This window comes from Paraburkholderia denitrificans (assembly GCF_042655705.1).
GTDB lineage: Bacteria > Pseudomonadota > Gammaproteobacteria > Burkholderiales > Burkholderiaceae > Paraburkholderia > Paraburkholderia denitrificans.
In genome coordinates this window covers 91,463-106,404 of sequence record NZ_JBHSMP010000003.1, presented here as the reverse complement: position 1 = coordinate 106,404, position 14,942 = coordinate 91,463, and the positions used below count along the sequence as shown (strand labels likewise).

At 60.8% G+C, this 14,942-nt stretch carries 10 protein-coding genes; 5 read left to right on the top strand and 5 right to left on the bottom strand.

Going from position 1 to position 14,942, the window contains the following annotated elements; all coding sequences use genetic code 11:
* Positions 1–33: 33 nt before the first annotated feature.
* Positions 34–606, bottom strand: a complete 573-nt coding sequence (locus ACFPTO_RS00850) for a hypothetical protein (RefSeq protein WP_377708737.1) — start codon at positions 604–606, stop codon at positions 34–36.
* Positions 607–1,013: 407 nt separating this feature from the next.
* Between ACFPTO_RS00850 and ACFPTO_RS00845 the strand changes: the two genes are divergently transcribed.
* From ACFPTO_RS00845 to ACFPTO_RS00825, 5 genes are all read left to right on the top strand, one after another.
* The gene (locus ACFPTO_RS00845) at positions 1,014–2,159 is read left to right on the top strand and encodes a DUF2827 domain-containing protein (protein WP_377708735.1); all 1,146 of its coding nucleotides are present in this window, start codon (positions 1,014–1,016) and stop codon (positions 2,157–2,159) included.
* Complete coding sequence (locus ACFPTO_RS00840) at positions 2,156–3,322, top strand: DUF2827 domain-containing protein (RefSeq protein WP_377708734.1); 1,167 nt, start codon at positions 2,156–2,158, stop codon at positions 3,320–3,322. The genes ACFPTO_RS00845 and ACFPTO_RS00840 overlap by 4 nt, the downstream gene beginning before the upstream one ends.
* 385 nt (positions 3,323–3,707) lie before the next feature.
* Complete coding sequence (locus ACFPTO_RS00835) at positions 3,708–4,376, top strand: response regulator (protein ID WP_377708733.1); 669 nt, start codon at positions 3,708–3,710, stop codon at positions 4,374–4,376.
* A 276-nt stretch (positions 4,377–4,652) separates the two neighbouring features.
* Positions 4,653–5,801, top strand: coding sequence for a DUF2827 domain-containing protein (locus tag ACFPTO_RS00830; RefSeq protein ID WP_377708732.1), 1,149 nt, complete (start codon positions 4,653–4,655; stop codon positions 5,799–5,801).
* 99 nt (positions 5,802–5,900) lie between these two features.
* Entirely contained in the window at positions 5,901–9,233 is a 3,333-nt protein-coding gene (locus ACFPTO_RS00825) for an ATP-binding protein (RefSeq protein WP_377708730.1), read from the top strand.
* Positions 9,234–9,249: 16 nt separating this feature from the next.
* On the opposite strand, the gene ACFPTO_RS00820 is transcribed toward ACFPTO_RS00825, so the two are convergent.
* From ACFPTO_RS00820 to ACFPTO_RS00805, 4 genes are all read right to left on the bottom strand, one after another.
* Complete coding sequence (locus ACFPTO_RS00820; protein WP_377708729.1) at positions 9,250–10,572, bottom strand: glycosyltransferase family protein; 1,323 nt, start codon at positions 10,570–10,572, stop codon at positions 9,250–9,252.
* 495 nt (positions 10,573–11,067) lie between these two features.
* Positions 11,068–12,219 carry a hypothetical protein gene (locus tag ACFPTO_RS00815; RefSeq protein ID WP_377708728.1) on the bottom strand — a complete coding sequence of 384 codons (1,152 nt, stop codon included), beginning with the start codon at positions 12,217–12,219 and terminating at the stop codon, positions 11,068–11,070.
* A complete protein-coding gene (locus tag ACFPTO_RS00810; protein WP_296651000.1) occupies positions 12,216–12,554 on the bottom strand; it encodes a metal-sulfur cluster assembly factor in 339 nt (112 codons plus the stop codon). The genes ACFPTO_RS00815 and ACFPTO_RS00810 overlap by 4 nt, the downstream gene beginning before the upstream one ends.
* Before the next feature lie 87 nt (positions 12,555–12,641).
* Positions 12,642–14,933, bottom strand: a complete 2,292-nt coding sequence (locus tag ACFPTO_RS00805; protein WP_377708727.1) for a nitric-oxide reductase large subunit — start codon at positions 14,931–14,933, stop codon at positions 12,642–12,644.
* Positions 14,934–14,942 lie beyond the last annotated feature (9 nt).

Here is a 14,942-nt window from a genome sequence, read left to right as displayed (position 1 = left end):
AGTGCCGGTGGCGACCTGACCCGTCGTGCCAGTTTAAGTGCCGGGTTGCAGCATTCGATGCACCGCATCCAGCGTTCGACGACGTATCCAGCCGCTCGGCAGCCTGATCACCCACCAGTAGGGCGTCATTCGCCTGCGGGTGTGCGAGTCTGGACAATGAACGAAGGTTTCAGTGCGCAGCGTGCGCAAGCCGTCTGGCCGGTCAAGCACGAGAAACCGCAATACCAGTTTCGCGTTGCCCGGTGTGACGAAGCGAGAGAACGCATCTGCGTCGTGTAGCGTTGCGAGTTGCATACCGACCCGCCAGAATTGTCCCGCGAGCCCGAGCGTCAGCTCGCGCTGCGTGCGGCGCAACGGCGTAAACGTCGAGAATCCGAATCGTTCCGTTCCCTCCGAATCATCGCGTCCACACAGTCGCGCGGGCAACTGACGCACCGCGAGTAGCGCGCGCGTCACGCGGTCGTCTTGCATTTCGATGGCTTCGACCGCCGCGATGATCTCTGCCGGCGTGGCGCATAAAGGTCGCGAGTCGTGTCGTTCGTGAAAGGAGTAAGACGGCAGAAACTCCGTGCCGGGCGGGCCCTCATCTGTCGTTCTGTCGATCATGTCGCAGGTTTATTGTTGGCGTCGGGAGGAAGCCGGACTAAAGGAATCAGGGCACCGGCTGCGCGCAACAGTATGCGCTTTCTGATGCTGCTTCAGATATCGCGCTACAAAAAAAGACCGCCCCGGGGAGGGGCGGCAAACTCCATGAGTACGCACTCGTAGCCAGCCAGAATGGGAGGTATCTGGCTGCTGTCTCAGTATAGGTGGGCGCGAACATTGGCTGCATGGGACTAGTCCGAAAAACGAAGTGGTAAGCACACTGACGGTGCTGAAAGTGCCGCGGGCGTTGCGGAACCCGCACTCATCTCGCCGCAACTATTGATCGATAGTTCTCCGTATCGTATCGTGCGACACGTTCGGACTTCCTCAAAAGGGTAGGCCGATTATGTCGTTTATTGGGGTGAAGAATGCGAATCGGAATTTCGGCGCTGAGTCGCGCGGGCCAGAGCATCTGGCAAAACGGGCTCGGTCAGAATGTAATTTTTTTCGCGCAATTGCTGCTGCGTTTGCCATTTGTGCAATCCGTCGTGCTGATCGACGTCGGAAGCGAGCGCAAGCTGCCATGCGATCTTGAACGCTTTGCGGCGGGCGTTCGCATCCTGACGCAGCAAGAGGCAACCGACGAGGTCGACGTGATCGTCGAAATGGCCGGTGCGCTCGACAACGAATGGCTCGACCTGATGCGCGCGCGCGGTCGCAAGGTCGTCTATTACTGCTGCGGCCAGCCCTACGTGGCGCTGGTCGAGTCGGCGGTGTTCGAGCGGCAGGTGAGCACAACGCGCCCGGATCGCTGCGATGAGGTGTGGCTGCTTCCGAAGGACCACCTCATGCAACCCATGATGCGCACCATGCACCGTTGTCCCGTGCATGTCGTGCCATTCATCTGGCATGCGGGTTTTCTCGACGTTCGTATAGCCGAAGCGGCCGGCTACGGTGTGCGATACGGCTACGACTCCGGCCGGGAAGCGCGCGAAAAACTCGGCGGCGGCCTGCGCGTGGCGATTTTCGAGCCCAATATTTCTGTCGTGAAGGCGTCGAGTATTCCAATGTTGATTTGCGACGAGGCTTATCGCGCCGACCGCAGCAGTGTGAGCGCGATGCACGCGCTGAACACGTTTCACATGAAGGACCATCGGACCATGCTGTATCTGGCGAATTCGCTCGACCTCGTGCGCGAGCATCGGGCTACGTTTCACGGTCGCCACGACATCGTCGGCTTCATGGGGCAGCATGCGGACGCGGTGGTCGCGCATCAGTGGGGCAACGATCAGAACTACAGCTATCTCGACGCGCTCTACGGCGACTATCCCCTGATACACAATTCGCCCTGGCTTGCGGATGCGGGCTACTACTATCCGGGCTTCGACGCGCTTGCGGGCGCGTCACAACTGCTGGAAGCCGTCCGCCATCACGATGCGAGGATCGACGATTACCGGGCGCGTTCGCGGGCGGTCTTCGAAGCCGTCAATCCGTTCAACGAGGCCAATCTGGAGGGTTACGCCACGCGTCTGCAGGCGCTGGCGGGCAACAAGGCGTGGGGGAACGCGGCGTGAATGACAATGCAAAAACGGCGCGCACCGTGGGGTGCGACCTGAAGGTCGGCGTTTCGCTCTTCGTGCGCAAGGGGGAACAATCGTTGTGGGAAAACGGCATCTTCCAGAATTGCCTCTTCCTCGTCATGTTGCTGCAACGATTGCCGCAAGTGAGTGAGGTCTATCTCGTGGTCGGCGGCGGCGACGGCGATCTGGACGATGCGCGACGCTTCGTCGAAGAATCGCCCGCGCCGATGATCGATATGAGCGACGCCGCCAACCGGCTCGACCTGATGATCGAGATGAGTGCGCAGCTCGACCGCGAGTGGATCGCGCGATTTCGCGAACGCGGCGGCCGGGTTGTGTCGATGCGTGTCGGCAACGATTACGTGATCGACATCGAACGCATGATCTTCGACAAGCCTCATGCGCTGCTGATCAGCGGTGCGGCGTACGACGAAATCTGGACGCTGCCGGAGTACGAACACAGTTGCAAGCCGTACTTCCGAAGCGCAATGCGCGCCCCCGTTCGCATCGTGCCGCATCTGTGGAGCCCGTTGGTTCTGGACCGGGCGGCGGCGAAGCTGGACGCGGACACGCCGTTCGGCTATCGGCCGGGCCGCCGCCGCTGGCGGGTCGGCATATTCGAGCCGAATATCTGCATGGTCAAGACGGGGCCGTTACCGATGCTGTGCTGCGAGGTGGCGCACCGCGCAAACGCCGACATACTCGAGCACGTGTGGGTGTACAACGCGATGAAGCTCAAGGAGCATGGCGGGTTTGGCGTATTTGCACGGAGTCTCGACATCGTGCGCCACGGCCTGGCTTCGTTCGAAGGCCGGTTCCCGTTCTATCAGGTGATGGCATCCTATGTGGATGCTGTCGTGACGCATCAATGGGAAAACGCGCAAAACTATGTGTATTACGAGGCGTTGCACGGGGGTTATCCGTTGATTCACAACTCTCATCTGATCGCGGATTGCGGCTATCGCTATCGCGATTTCGACTGCGAAGAGGGTGGACGGGCGCTTCTGGACGCGTTCGCGCAACACGACCGTAATCTCGATGCCTATCGGCGCAAGTCGCAAGCGTTCCTCGCGACGCTTTATCCCGATCATGAGGCCAACCTGCAAGCGTACGGGCAGGCCATCGGGGCATTATTCGACAACGGAAACAGAGCATGACAGGGCCGCATCGCACGTCGTTCGGGTAAGTCATCGGAGTGAGGCGTTTCCGGACAGAAAGGGATAGCGCAGGCGGTAATGTTCTTCGAAGAAGTCAAACAGGAGAACTGATGGCAAACCACGAGTTTGTCAGCGACTTGTTATGAGATTGTAATGTTTGGGTTGTTGGGTTACCATCTGCCGAACGTTGCATGGGTGGCCGGAATGCCACCTGATCCGATATCCCACGCGTTGTTTCGGAGGTTTCGACTCGCACATTGAGTGTGCACTCCCGATCCCGGCCGCGTGCGTCTCTTCTTCGGACAATGATTGGGACAAGGTCCTGAAACCGGATTAGGCGATTACATTTTCGTTGTCCGAAAGTTTCCTCTCCAGAGCCGGAACCATGAAAATCGACGTCATTCTTGCTGACGACCATCCCGCGTTGCTGGCCGGCGTCAGATATACGCTGGAGTCCACCCGAGGAATCGACGTGATCGGTACGGCGGGGAGTTCGACGGAACTGATCGACCTGCTCGACGACGTCACTTGCGACGTGCTTGTGACCGACTTCTCCATGCCCAACGGCGAGCACCGCGACGGCATCGCGCTTTTGTCGTATCTGCGGCGTCAGTGGCCCGATCTGAAGATTGTCGTGCTCACGATGATCGACAACCCCGGAATCGTGCGTGAAGTCGCGAAGCTCGGCGTGCAGTCGTACATCCGCAAATCTGACAGTCTGGAAAATCTCGTCATGGCGGTTCATGCCGTGTTCAACCACATGATCTACTTTCCCGGCGCGGCTTCGCGGTCGGAGGAATCGCTGCGGCCGCTCAGTGGCGGCGCACAGAATCAGGTGGCGCTGTCGAAGCGGGAGAAAGAAGTCGTGCAGATGTACGTGGCGGGTGTATCGATCAGCGAAATCGCGCAGCGATTGAATCGTGCGGTACAGACGGTCAGCACGCAAAAGCAGATGGCGATGAAGAAACTCGGCATTGCCCGCGACGCGGAATTGTTTCGCTACGCGTGGGAGTGCGGCCTCATTGTCGATGGCCGCCCCGGAAGTGATCTGTGAGAAGACCAGGACATGTCCTGGCTGCTGAGTGCTGGCTTTAGTATCGGTCTGATATCGAAGGGCTGGCCTCATTGCAATACTGGCCCGATCGCATCGTTGGCGGCATTGTCGGCCTGGCGCGTCATCTGCCTGAATCGAATGGCAATATTCCACAGCTGGCGCGCCGCGCGGCAAGCGTCCATCCCTGGAGCAAACATTGAACAGGCGAGGTCACTTGATTTACAGCGAATTTAGCGCGTACCGATTCCCTGGTCCGGTCCGACTGGAGCAGCTGTTATGAAGCGCCAGCGCATTGGCATCACCATCGGCCTGCTCAGGCCCGACGAAACGCTCTGGAATAACGGCATCAAGCAAAATGCCGTGTTTCTCGCCGACGCCTTGCGTCATTGCCCGAGCGTGGCGAGCGTCGTGCTCGTCAACACCACGTCCGTGCCGTTGACATCGGCGCTGCCGTGGGATCTGTCGCGTCATCCGACGCTCGACTTCAACGATGCGAAAGACCAGCTTGACCTCGTCATCGAACTCGGCGGACAGGTGGATAGCGCGCGCACCGAATATCTCAAGGCGCGCGGGGTGCGGCTCGTGTCCTATTGCTGCGGCTTCGAGTACATCCACGCGGCCGAAGCGATGATATTCGGCAAATCGCTCTGGGGCGGCAACCTGTTCGTCAACGACCGGTACGACGATCTATGGGTCATTCCGCAGGTGGCGGGTAACAGCCAGAGCTATCTGGAGGTCATGCGGCGACAGAGCGGGCGCGTTGTCCCGTTCGTGTGGAGCCCGGAATTTATCGAGGCCCGCTGCCGTGAATTTCCGCACAACGGCATTTATCGCCCGCACGTTGGCTCTCGCCGGCTCACGGTGATGGAGCCCAATATCGACGTCGTCAAATTTTGCCTCTATCCGATCCTGATCGCCGAACTGGTCTATCGCGAGCGACCCGGCGCCATCGATCTCGTGCAGGTCGCCAATGCTTTGTCGCTGGCGCAGGGGCACGTCGATTTCATCGCGCTGATGAATCAGCTCGATATCGTGCGCGAGCATAAAGCGGTGTTTACCGGCCATCACGACACGCCGACGTTTCTTGCGCAGAATACCGACATCGTGATTTCTCACCAGATGGAAAACCCGCTGAACTACTTCTATCTTGAGGTGTGCTGGCAGGGTTACCCGCTCGTCCATAATGCGTCGCTGTGTCCGGATCTGGGCTACTACTACGAGGGCAACAACGCGCAACGCGGTGCGGCGCGCCTCATCGAAGCCATCGACTATCACGATCTCCATGCGGAGAGTTACCGTACCTGGCAGCGCCGCCTGATTGGCCGCTATGCGCCCGGTAATCGGGCGGTCGTGCGCACCTATCAGGCGCTGCTCGATCAACTGTTGAGCCGTCCGGTGCGCGGCGCGAGCACCAGGCAGAAATAGGCCGGGCAAACGGCGGAGCAGGCGGTTGCGATGCGGGCTGCACGTTCGGGTGTACGTGTTTAGACTTGCGTCAGTTGCCGAAGCAAGAAACGAGGGAACATGAGCATGCCTTTCACGCCTTTGGGACGTCTGCGACGCTACCAGGACTTACTGCTTCTGGGCGGCGGTGTCGTGATTACCCTGGTGGCGTTCCTGATGTTCGCAGTCACATGCGTTTACGCGATACGTCAGTTCGTCGCGGCCGAGCGTCAAAATCTTGCGGAGGACAGAGGCCAGGTCGTGACGCTTGTGCAGGCCGTGGAAACGTCGCTGCGCCGTACCGTCAGCCTTTTCGAACTGTCATGGCCGACCTTGCCGCAAAACGACGGATCGGCCTACGCGGCATTCCTGCGCAACTGCAACCAGCTTTCCATCAAGAGTCCCACGACATCGAGCGACGTCTATTTCGCCGCCTCCACGAAAGCCCTCGACGATCCATCCCTCGTGCGCCGCTATCTCGCGCTCGCACAATTGTTCGCGCTGAGCAACGCGTCGTCGTCGGTCGCCAACAATTTGGACATCTCCGGGTATATCTACAGTCCGCATGACGAGCTGATCATCATGCCGGCATCCGTCGTGCCGCTTGCGACACGTCCTCAAGTCGCCGAACTCATCGAGACGCTCAAGGTCGACCTCTCCAGGCTCACGCCATCCGCCGAACAGCGTCCGGGCGGCTTCCGGCGCGCTGTGTACTGGCTGCCGCCGTTCACCGATCCGCTGACCGGCGGCACGCGCGTACGGCTCGTCTCGCAGGCGAGCAGCCAGGGCGAGCCGTTCGCGGTAATCGCCATCGAATATGATCCGCAAACCTTTCTACGCGCGGTGTCCACGCGTGGGGAGGGCACTTACCTGATCGCCGGACCCGCCGGGCATATTATTGCGAGCCGCGACAACCCGAGCTCCGCCGAGGCTCAGGAGCAAGGGTGGCGGCAACTGCGGCATCCGGCGTTTCTTGGCGGCGATGTGGGTTACGGCGGCGGGAAATTCGTGATCAAGGAGCCGATTGGAGGCACGGACTGGACACTGCTTCACGTGTTTTCATGGGATGACGTCGCCGCCGGCATCGCGCCGCAGGCGCGCACGGCGGCAGTGGCGATGGCCGTGATCCTCGGCGTCGTGTGGGCGCTGCTGCTGAGTTTTCGCAGCCGCGTCTTCGCCCCCTTGCTGCGCCGCTCGGAGCGCGTATTCGAAAGCGAGAACCTGAGCCGCACGGTGGTCCAGACCGTTCCGGTCGGTCTCGCGCTCATATCGCGCAAGTCCCGCGAGTGGCTGCTGGATAGCCCGGTCATACAGGAACTCGGGTCGCGGATCGAGCGCGGAGAGGCGGCTCTTGCGGATGCGCTGGTCGCGTGCTACGACGCGTTCGAGCGCGATCATCCAGCGGGCGGGCCGGTTGGCGTGCTGCGCCAGGACGTCGTTCTTCCCACGCAAGGCGGCGGCCACGTCGAGCTGGCTTGCAGCGCCTCGCAAGCGCGCTATAAGGGCATTGACGTGCTGGTTGCGGTCTTCATCGACGTGACGGAGCGGCGGCGTCTGCAGCGCGAACTCAATGCGGCGCTGGAGGCCGCGGATTCGGCGAATCAGGCCAAGTCGGCCTTTCTCGCCGCGATGAGTCACGAAATCCGCACGCCGCTCAATGCGATCCTCGGCAACCTCGAACTGCTTGCGCACTCGCCCTTGACGAGTGTGCAGCACGACCGGCTCGCCACTGTGCGCGGCGCTTCCGCTGGCTTGCTCGCGGTGATCAGCGATGTTCTCGATTTTTCGAAGATCGAAGCCGGTGAAATGACGCTCGAACAAATCGAGTTCAACGTGCTGGAGCAGATCGAATGCGTGCTGGGGATTTTCGAGCCGCTCGCGCGGGCGCGTGGACTCGGCCTCTATGCGCGCATCGATATCGCCGCCGGGCAGACCATGTGGGGCGATCCGACGCGCGTGGGGCAGGTTCTCAATAATTTGCTGAGCAACGCGATCAAATTCACCGAATACGGGTCCGTTACGGTGGTCGTGAGCCTCGAGACGGCCAGCGACGGCAAGCAACAGTTGGTTCTGGCGATTGTCGATACCGGCATCGGCATTTCACCGCAGCATCAGGAACAGCTTTTTACAGCGTTTTCGCAGCTTGACGCTTCGATTAACCGGCGCTTCGGCGGCACAGGACTTGGGCTCGCGTTATGCCAGCGGCTCGTTCACGCCATGCACGGGCGCATCGATGTATCGAGCACACCCGACGTCGGCAGCCGCTTCACGGTGTATCTGCCGCTTGGCGACGCAATCGCGTTGCGCAGCGACCCACGCATCGTCGACGGGGCACGCGTACTGTTCCTGAGTTCGGCGCGGGAATGGTGCGAGTTTGCGGTTCCCCATCTCGAACACTGGGGCGCGCAGGTAAATGTGCACCGGCATCCGGCGACCATCGAGGAGTCGGATCTCGAAGCCGCCGCCGTGCTGGTGATCTGGGGCGCGCGCGAGCAGTGGGGAGCCGACGATGAGAACCGCCTCGTCGAAGACGCGGCATGGGTAGTCGACGGCTATCCGGGCGGTCCGGCGAACGCCATTTGTACGGGCAAGATCGTGAGCGTGTCGTGCCTGAGTCTGAGCGGACTCGCGGCGAGCATGCGTGCGACTTTGCTGGGTGAGCCGTTGCCAGGCCCATCGGCTGCGACGGCCGGCGCGATGCGCGCGGATACGGTAGCGTCCTCGCGCGGTTTGAAAGTGCTGGTGGCCGAGGACAACGCAGCGAACCGTATGCTGCTGGCGGAGCAGCTTACGTCGCTCGGCTGCCGCGTCGCGACCGCGGCGAACGGCCGGCAGGCGCTCGAACGGCTCGACGACGACGACTGGGACGTTCTGCTGACCGACTTGAACATGCCGGGCATGAGCGGCTACCAGTTGGCCGAGACTGTGCGCGCACGCAAGCCCGCTTTACCGATCGTGGCGATCACGGCGCACGCCACGAAGGAAGAGCGGCAACGCTGCGAGGCGGCCGGCATGACCCAGGTGATGACCAAGCCGATTTCGCGGCAGCAACTCAACGACGTGATGGGCGCGATTGCCGAGGAGCGGGGCGTGAAGCTGATCAGCGTGTCCAACTCGGACGAAGCGAAATTTCGTGGCCGCACCATGCCGAAACAACTCTGGGAGACGTTCATCAAGTCGACGGCGGAAGCGGTATCGACCATGGAAGCCGCTCGGGCGGCGGGCGACGTGGACGCCGTCCTGGCGCAGCTTCACTCGATACGCGGCGCACTGGCGGTGTTCGGTCAGGCGTCACTGGCGGCGGATTGCGCGCGGGTGGAAGCGGTAATCAATCGGGATACGAGCGCGCCATTGCCGGACGATCTGGACGTGCTTACGCGTTCCCTGCGGGAAATGCTCGATGCCGATGCGTAGTCGTCGTTGAGCGGGTTTATGCGAGGAGCGCGTTGTCGTGCGCCATCATCAGCGTCCGCATGCTCTGCCACATTCCGTAATAGTGCACGATGAAGCTATCCGGGCGGCGAAACAGCCAAGGCGTGTTGAAGCAGACCATGTCTGATATCGCTTCATCCTGCAGCGCGCCGCTTTCTCTCATCGCGTTGATGAACTGAAGCTGATCGCCGTCGCTCGCATAGACTCTCGATTTATCGGGCAACGCCGAAATGCTCGCCATGAGCTCTTGCAACATCGCATCGTTGCGCGCCGTGCGCCGGAAACCCATCACACCCGAGTTAAAAGGCCACTGGCCGACATCGTGTGCGAGCAGGTAATCGCGGCCCTCGAGCAACGGTTCCAGTTTTTGCTGCTGATCGGCGATCAGCACGTCGGCATCGAGCCAGATGACCCACTCGTGATGTTGCAGATAACCGTGTAACAACCACGGCTTGAACCAGTTGCCGGATGCGTTCAAGCCGATTTCGCGCGGAATATCGCGGTGTACGTAAAACGTATAACCCTGCGTCTCGCAGTAGCGACGGAAATTGCCCTCCGCAATGCGAGCGTAGCTTTCAATGTTGGGTGTATAGAGGGTGACTACCGCAAGTGCTTTGCCAGGGTTGTACGCACTACGATCCGCCGTTTCATTCGAGGAATCCGCAGCATAGTGCGGAAATGAAAACATGGGTAACCCGGCTGCCCGCGTGTGGTTTATGTGCGCGATGAGTGCATCCCTGAAGCGTGGCGTAGTGCCTTTCCGTTCCGGCGAATGCGGCGCATCGTCAATGCTGATGGCGAACGTCGGCACCCGGCTCCATAGGGGATCATAGTTGTATCCGGTCGGCATGACCGGGCACATTCCGTTGAATAACGTCATGTAGTGTTCAGATTCGAAACCGGCGAATACGGCGGCCTCGGAGGGGAGCCGGTCGGTGAAGTCGATTCTGCATCGCTTCACGATCTGCAACACGGTCTCGCGTACGGCATTCGTGTTCCGCCAGATCTGGACGTCGATTTGCGGCAAGGCGTGCGTGGATGCGCGTACCAGAAGCACGTCGCGATCGGCCATGAACTGCTCCAGTGCGATCGGCTCGATGATCGCTGCATCTTCGCTGAGTAAAAGGATGAGTTCGTTGCGGTCCGCGCGTCGCAGCGTATTCAGGAGCGTTTCGTAGCGGTAGAGTGCGCGCAACGGAAGCGCCTGAGGCATTTCCGAAGCGTCGATTATCTCGTGGCGATAGCCGCGCACCCGCGCGTAGTGTCGATGATTTGCAAGACTGGGCGCGGCGCGGTGCCGAAAGTGGCTGAGCACGATCATGGCAGACGGGCCGTGCGTTCATGCGGAGTTTCGGATAATGTCCAGCCCGCCGACGATCGAGATGGGATGGTTCGGATCCGTGTTGGCGCGTAACCCATAGCGTAGACTTCTCCACATAAAAAGATTGCGGGTGCCTGGATAGATTCGGTTAACTAAATAATGTAGATGTTTTTCCAGCCGGATTGACGGCGCGAGATGGTGATCTTACCTTGGCGTGCGCCGATTCCTGATGATCGCGTACACCTTCACCTGGCGCATCCTGTCGTCAACCGGCAGGTTCATCGTGAGCGTCACGCTTTGCCCGACAGTGAGGAAGCGCTGAAATGAATTGCCGTTCCAGATGTGCGAGGACTAGTGCGAGGACTACGCGTGGTCGAGCCCATATCGTTGGCTCGATGCGGTTCGGCGGCTTTCAGCGGAGGGGGGGATTACCGATTGGCGATGTCGATGCCGAAGGGAAGGAGCGGTGCGTGAGAAATCACCGCTCCTGTGAAATCAATTGCTGCTGGCCTTTCGTCGCGCTGACAGCACTGCCGTCAAAAGCGTAACCATGAACACCAACAAGGCAACGGCAGCCGCTTCACTACCCAAACGTCTCACGTTGAAGTCGCCCGCCAATACGCCGATTACCCGCAGCCCAACTGCTGTATGCAAAAGACCAAGCGGCAGATAAAAGAGCGGGCTGTAGCGCACACGCAAGCCGGTGATCGCGGGCAGGACGATCGGCGCGTGGCCGAACACCATCGAGAATACGAAGCCGAGCGTCAGCGCGTGCAGCGCCGCGTCGTGCCAGGGATGTCCGGCCGCGAACGCGCCATCCATTCCCAGCAAGCCGCTTACGCCGAGCCAGCCGTAGCCGGATAGCAGCGCGACGGCGATGAATCGCGTCAGGCCGCGCTGACGCACTGTGTGGCGAGCGATATCGTATCGAGCGAGCCAAAACAGCAACAGGACGCAGCTCGCGGCAAAGATGCGAAGACCGAGGTCCGGTTGCCAGAGCGCGATGACGAGTCCCGCCAGCAACAGCGTGACGCAGCCATAGAAAAGGTAATGCGTTGCGGGCCGCATGGGCCGCATGCGCGTCAGTTCGAGTCGTTCGGCGACGATCGTCAGCACGAGAAACGCAAGCCAGTAGGGCACGGCGGCCAACGGATCGCCGAAAACGATCCAGGCGAGATTGCCTGCGCTCCAGCAGACCGTTGCAATCGCAAGGACCGCGAGGTGCAGTGCAAGCTGCTTGCGCAGCACGACAATGCTGCCCGCGAACAGGACGGCTCCAGCGATCAGCAGTGCGGCTTGTGCGAGCGGAACCGGTGCGCCGGCCAGCAGGAGTACGCCCGCAAGCGCGGCTGCGGCCGGTGCGGAAAAGCACCACGCGGAACCGATTGCGACGGCGCGCTCGAGACTAATGGCGGCGCCAAAGAATACGGGGATCATCAGGACGCCATGCCACGCTGCTCTGGAGACGGCGTGAGCTGGCAACGGTACGCCCAGTCGGGCGAGTCCGGCGGCAAGGCCGCAAAGGAGCGATGCGACGATGGCCGCACCGAGCAATGCGCGGACTGCGAATCGCAGAGGGGAAGGGCGGGGGCGCTTCGTCTGGTTCGTCCGTTGTCCGGAGACCGTGGAAGCGGCAGAGTGTGTCATTCGTCCGGCCATCCCAGCACCTGGCGAGCTGCGTCGTTCATCATGTCGGGGTTCCATGGCGGCTCCCAGACAAGCTCGATATCGAGTTCTGTACCAGGAGGTATGAGTGCATCGAGAACTTCATTGACGTCGTCCATGATGACCTGGCCCATCGGGCAGGCGGGCGAAGTCATCGTCATCTCGATACGCAGTACATCGGGGCGTACATCCACGCGATAAACAAGCCCGAGGTCAACGATGTTGACGCCAACCTCAGGATCGATCACATACCGCAGGGCCGCAAGGACTTCGTTTTCAGCTTGCGACAGCGGTGTGTTTGTAGTGTTGGTCGTCATGGCTGTTTCTCCTGCCAACCGTTAAAAACCGCTGGTCGACATGTGCCGACCAGCGGTTCGTTCTTGCTATTGCTACTACTACTGCGATTAAACGCGGTGCTTCATTTGCTTGCTGACTGCAGCCTGCGATGCGGTCGGCTTGCCGCGGCCGAGCAGACGCAGTGCAAACCAGCCGAGGTACAGAACGCCTGCAGCGAACACCAGGTCGCCCGGCACACGTGCCCAGACCAGCGACGTCATGACCGGCGAGTGAATAACCTCAGCCGAACGTGCATACCAGAGACCCTTGTGGACAGCTTCGTACGCTTCGTAGATACCCGACGGCAGGATCGAGATGAACACCATCATGGCCAGACCGATGTTCAGCAACCAGAATGCCGGCTTGAGCAGCGAGTCATCCCATGCGTCACGCGAGGTCAGACCACGCAGGCAGAACAGCATCAGGCCGATACCGAGCATGCCGTACACACCGAACAGTGCAGCATGGCCGTGCGCCGGGGTCATGTTCAGACCTTGCACATAGTACAGCGAAATCGGCGGGTTGATCGAGAAGCCCAGCAGACCCGCGCCAATCGTGTTCCACACACCGACTGCCACGAAGCAGATGATCATCCACTTGTAGTTCTGAACCCACGGAGCAGCCTGGGTGCGACGATACGTGTGCCAGCCTTCCAGACCGATAAGTGCGAGCGGCACAACTTCGAACGCGGAGAACGCGGCGCCGAAAGCGATGATTGCCGTCGACGTACCCGTGAAGTACAGGTGGTGCAGCGTACCGAGAATCCCGCCGAAGAGGAACACGATCGTTTCCATCACGATTGCGCGATTCGCGCTTTCGATACCGATCAGACCAAGTCGCGAGAAGATCAGCGCGATAACAGCCGTGGCGAACACTTCGAAGAAGCCTTCAACCCACAGGTGCACCAGCCACCATCTCCAGTACTCGATCATCGAGTAGCTGGTGTGTTGACCCCAGGCGAGCGACGATGCGTAGAACAGGCCGATACAGGTTGCCGACAGGAACACCATGGCGATCAGGCTGCGGCCCTTCGTCTTCGGATCCTTGAGCGCCGGCAACAGACCACGGCCGAGCAGGAACACCCAGAACAGCAGACCGACGAACAGCAGCAACTGCCAGATCCGGCCCATGGCCGTATAGGCGAGACCCTGATTGCCGAGCCAGAAGGCGAACGACGTGCCGCGGTGCTGCAGCGAGCCGAGCCAGCCGCAGGCCGTCGAGCCCACGACGATGAAGAGCAGCGCATAGAACAGAACATCGACGCCGAGCTTCTGCATGACCGGTTCACGACCACCGAGCAGCGGGGCGATGTAGAGACCCGTCGCAAGCCACGCGGTAGCGATCCAGAGAACGCCGAACTGCGTGTGGATGGTACGGCTCACAACCCACGGAAGAACTTCAGCAACCGGAACACCGAAGACGCTGTGACCTTCAACGGCGTAGTGGGCGCTCAGCGAGCCCATGGCGACCTGTGCGAGCAGGAGACCGATCACGACGTAGAAGTACTTCTTCGTCGCGCGCATCGAGGGCGTCGCCTTGACGTTGAACAGCGGATCTTCGCCCGGCGTGGCGGGTTCTTGCGATTCGCTTTCGCCATGCGCGGCGTGATACCAGATCATGCCGGCGATACCAGCGATCATCAGGATCACGGACGCAACCGACCACATGCCGTTGGCGATCGTCGGCGTGTTGTCGACGAGCGGCTCATGCGGCCAGTTGTTGGTATACGTTTGACCCACTTGTCCCGGACGCTCGGTCGTGGCAGCCCACGACGACCAGAAGAAGAAGGCGGCAAGTGCGGTCCGATCATTTGCACCGGGCACCGAGTTGGCGTTCATCGCATAGTCGTCGCGCAGCTTGTCGAACGAGGGATCCGTTCCAAACAGCGATTCATAGTGCTTGGCGATGTCGAGGATTACGCTCGCACGCTGATCGGTCACCGTGACGTGGCCGGTTGCGGCGTCGTAGCGGTTGGCGCGCATTTCGTGCTTCAGGCGTGCGTCGAGCGCGCCTTGCTGATCCACGGTCAGTGCGTCATACGACTGGTGGAACTCCTTCTGAGCCCACGACTCGCGCAACGCAACTGCCTCGCGGTGCAGCCAGTCGGCAGACCAGTCCGGAGCAACGTAGCTGCCGTGACCCCAGACCGTGCCGACCTGCTGGCCGCCGGCTGCCAGCCAAACCTGCTGGCCGCGCTGGATTTGATCACCCGTGAACAAAACGTTGCCGTTTTCACTCACGACTTGGCTCGGGATGGGAGGCTGAGCCAGATAGATATCCCTGCCCAGCCAGAGCAGGGTGCCGAATGACAGCAGGCAGATAAGCCCGAGCCATTTCCATAAGCGACGTGTTGAGTGCATAGTCCTCTT

What these genes read in the sequence shown, in the direction of transcription:
- ACFPTO_RS00850 (WP_377708737.1), bottom strand. Translation starts at nt 606, where the DNA reads ATGATCGACAGAACGACAGATGAGGGCCCGCCCGGCACGGAGTTTCTG.
- ACFPTO_RS00845 (WP_377708735.1), top strand. Translation starts at nt 1,014, where the DNA reads ATGCGAATCGGAATTTCGGCGCTGAGTCGCGCGGGCCAGAGCATCTGG.
- ACFPTO_RS00835 (WP_377708733.1), top strand. Translation starts at nt 3,708, where the DNA reads ATGAAAATCGACGTCATTCTTGCTGACGACCATCCCGCGTTGCTGGCC.
- ACFPTO_RS00830 (WP_377708732.1), top strand. Translation starts at nt 4,653, where the DNA reads ATGAAGCGCCAGCGCATTGGCATCACCATCGGCCTGCTCAGGCCCGAC.
- ACFPTO_RS00825 (WP_377708730.1), top strand. Translation starts at nt 5,901, where the DNA reads ATGAGCATGCCTTTCACGCCTTTGGGACGTCTGCGACGCTACCAGGAC.
- ACFPTO_RS00820 (WP_377708729.1), bottom strand. Translation starts at nt 10,572, where the DNA reads ATGATCGTGCTCAGCCACTTTCGGCACCGCGCCGCGCCCAGTCTTGCA.
- ACFPTO_RS00815 (WP_377708728.1), bottom strand. Translation starts at nt 12,219, where the DNA reads ATGACACACTCTGCCGCTTCCACGGTCTCCGGACAACGGACGAACCAG.
- ACFPTO_RS00810 (WP_296651000.1), bottom strand. Translation starts at nt 12,554, where the DNA reads ATGACGACCAACACTACAAACACACCGCTGTCGCAAGCTGAAAACGAA.
- ACFPTO_RS00805 (WP_377708727.1), bottom strand. Translation starts at nt 14,933, where the DNA reads ATGCACTCAACACGTCGCTTATGGAAATGGCTCGGGCTTATCTGCCTG.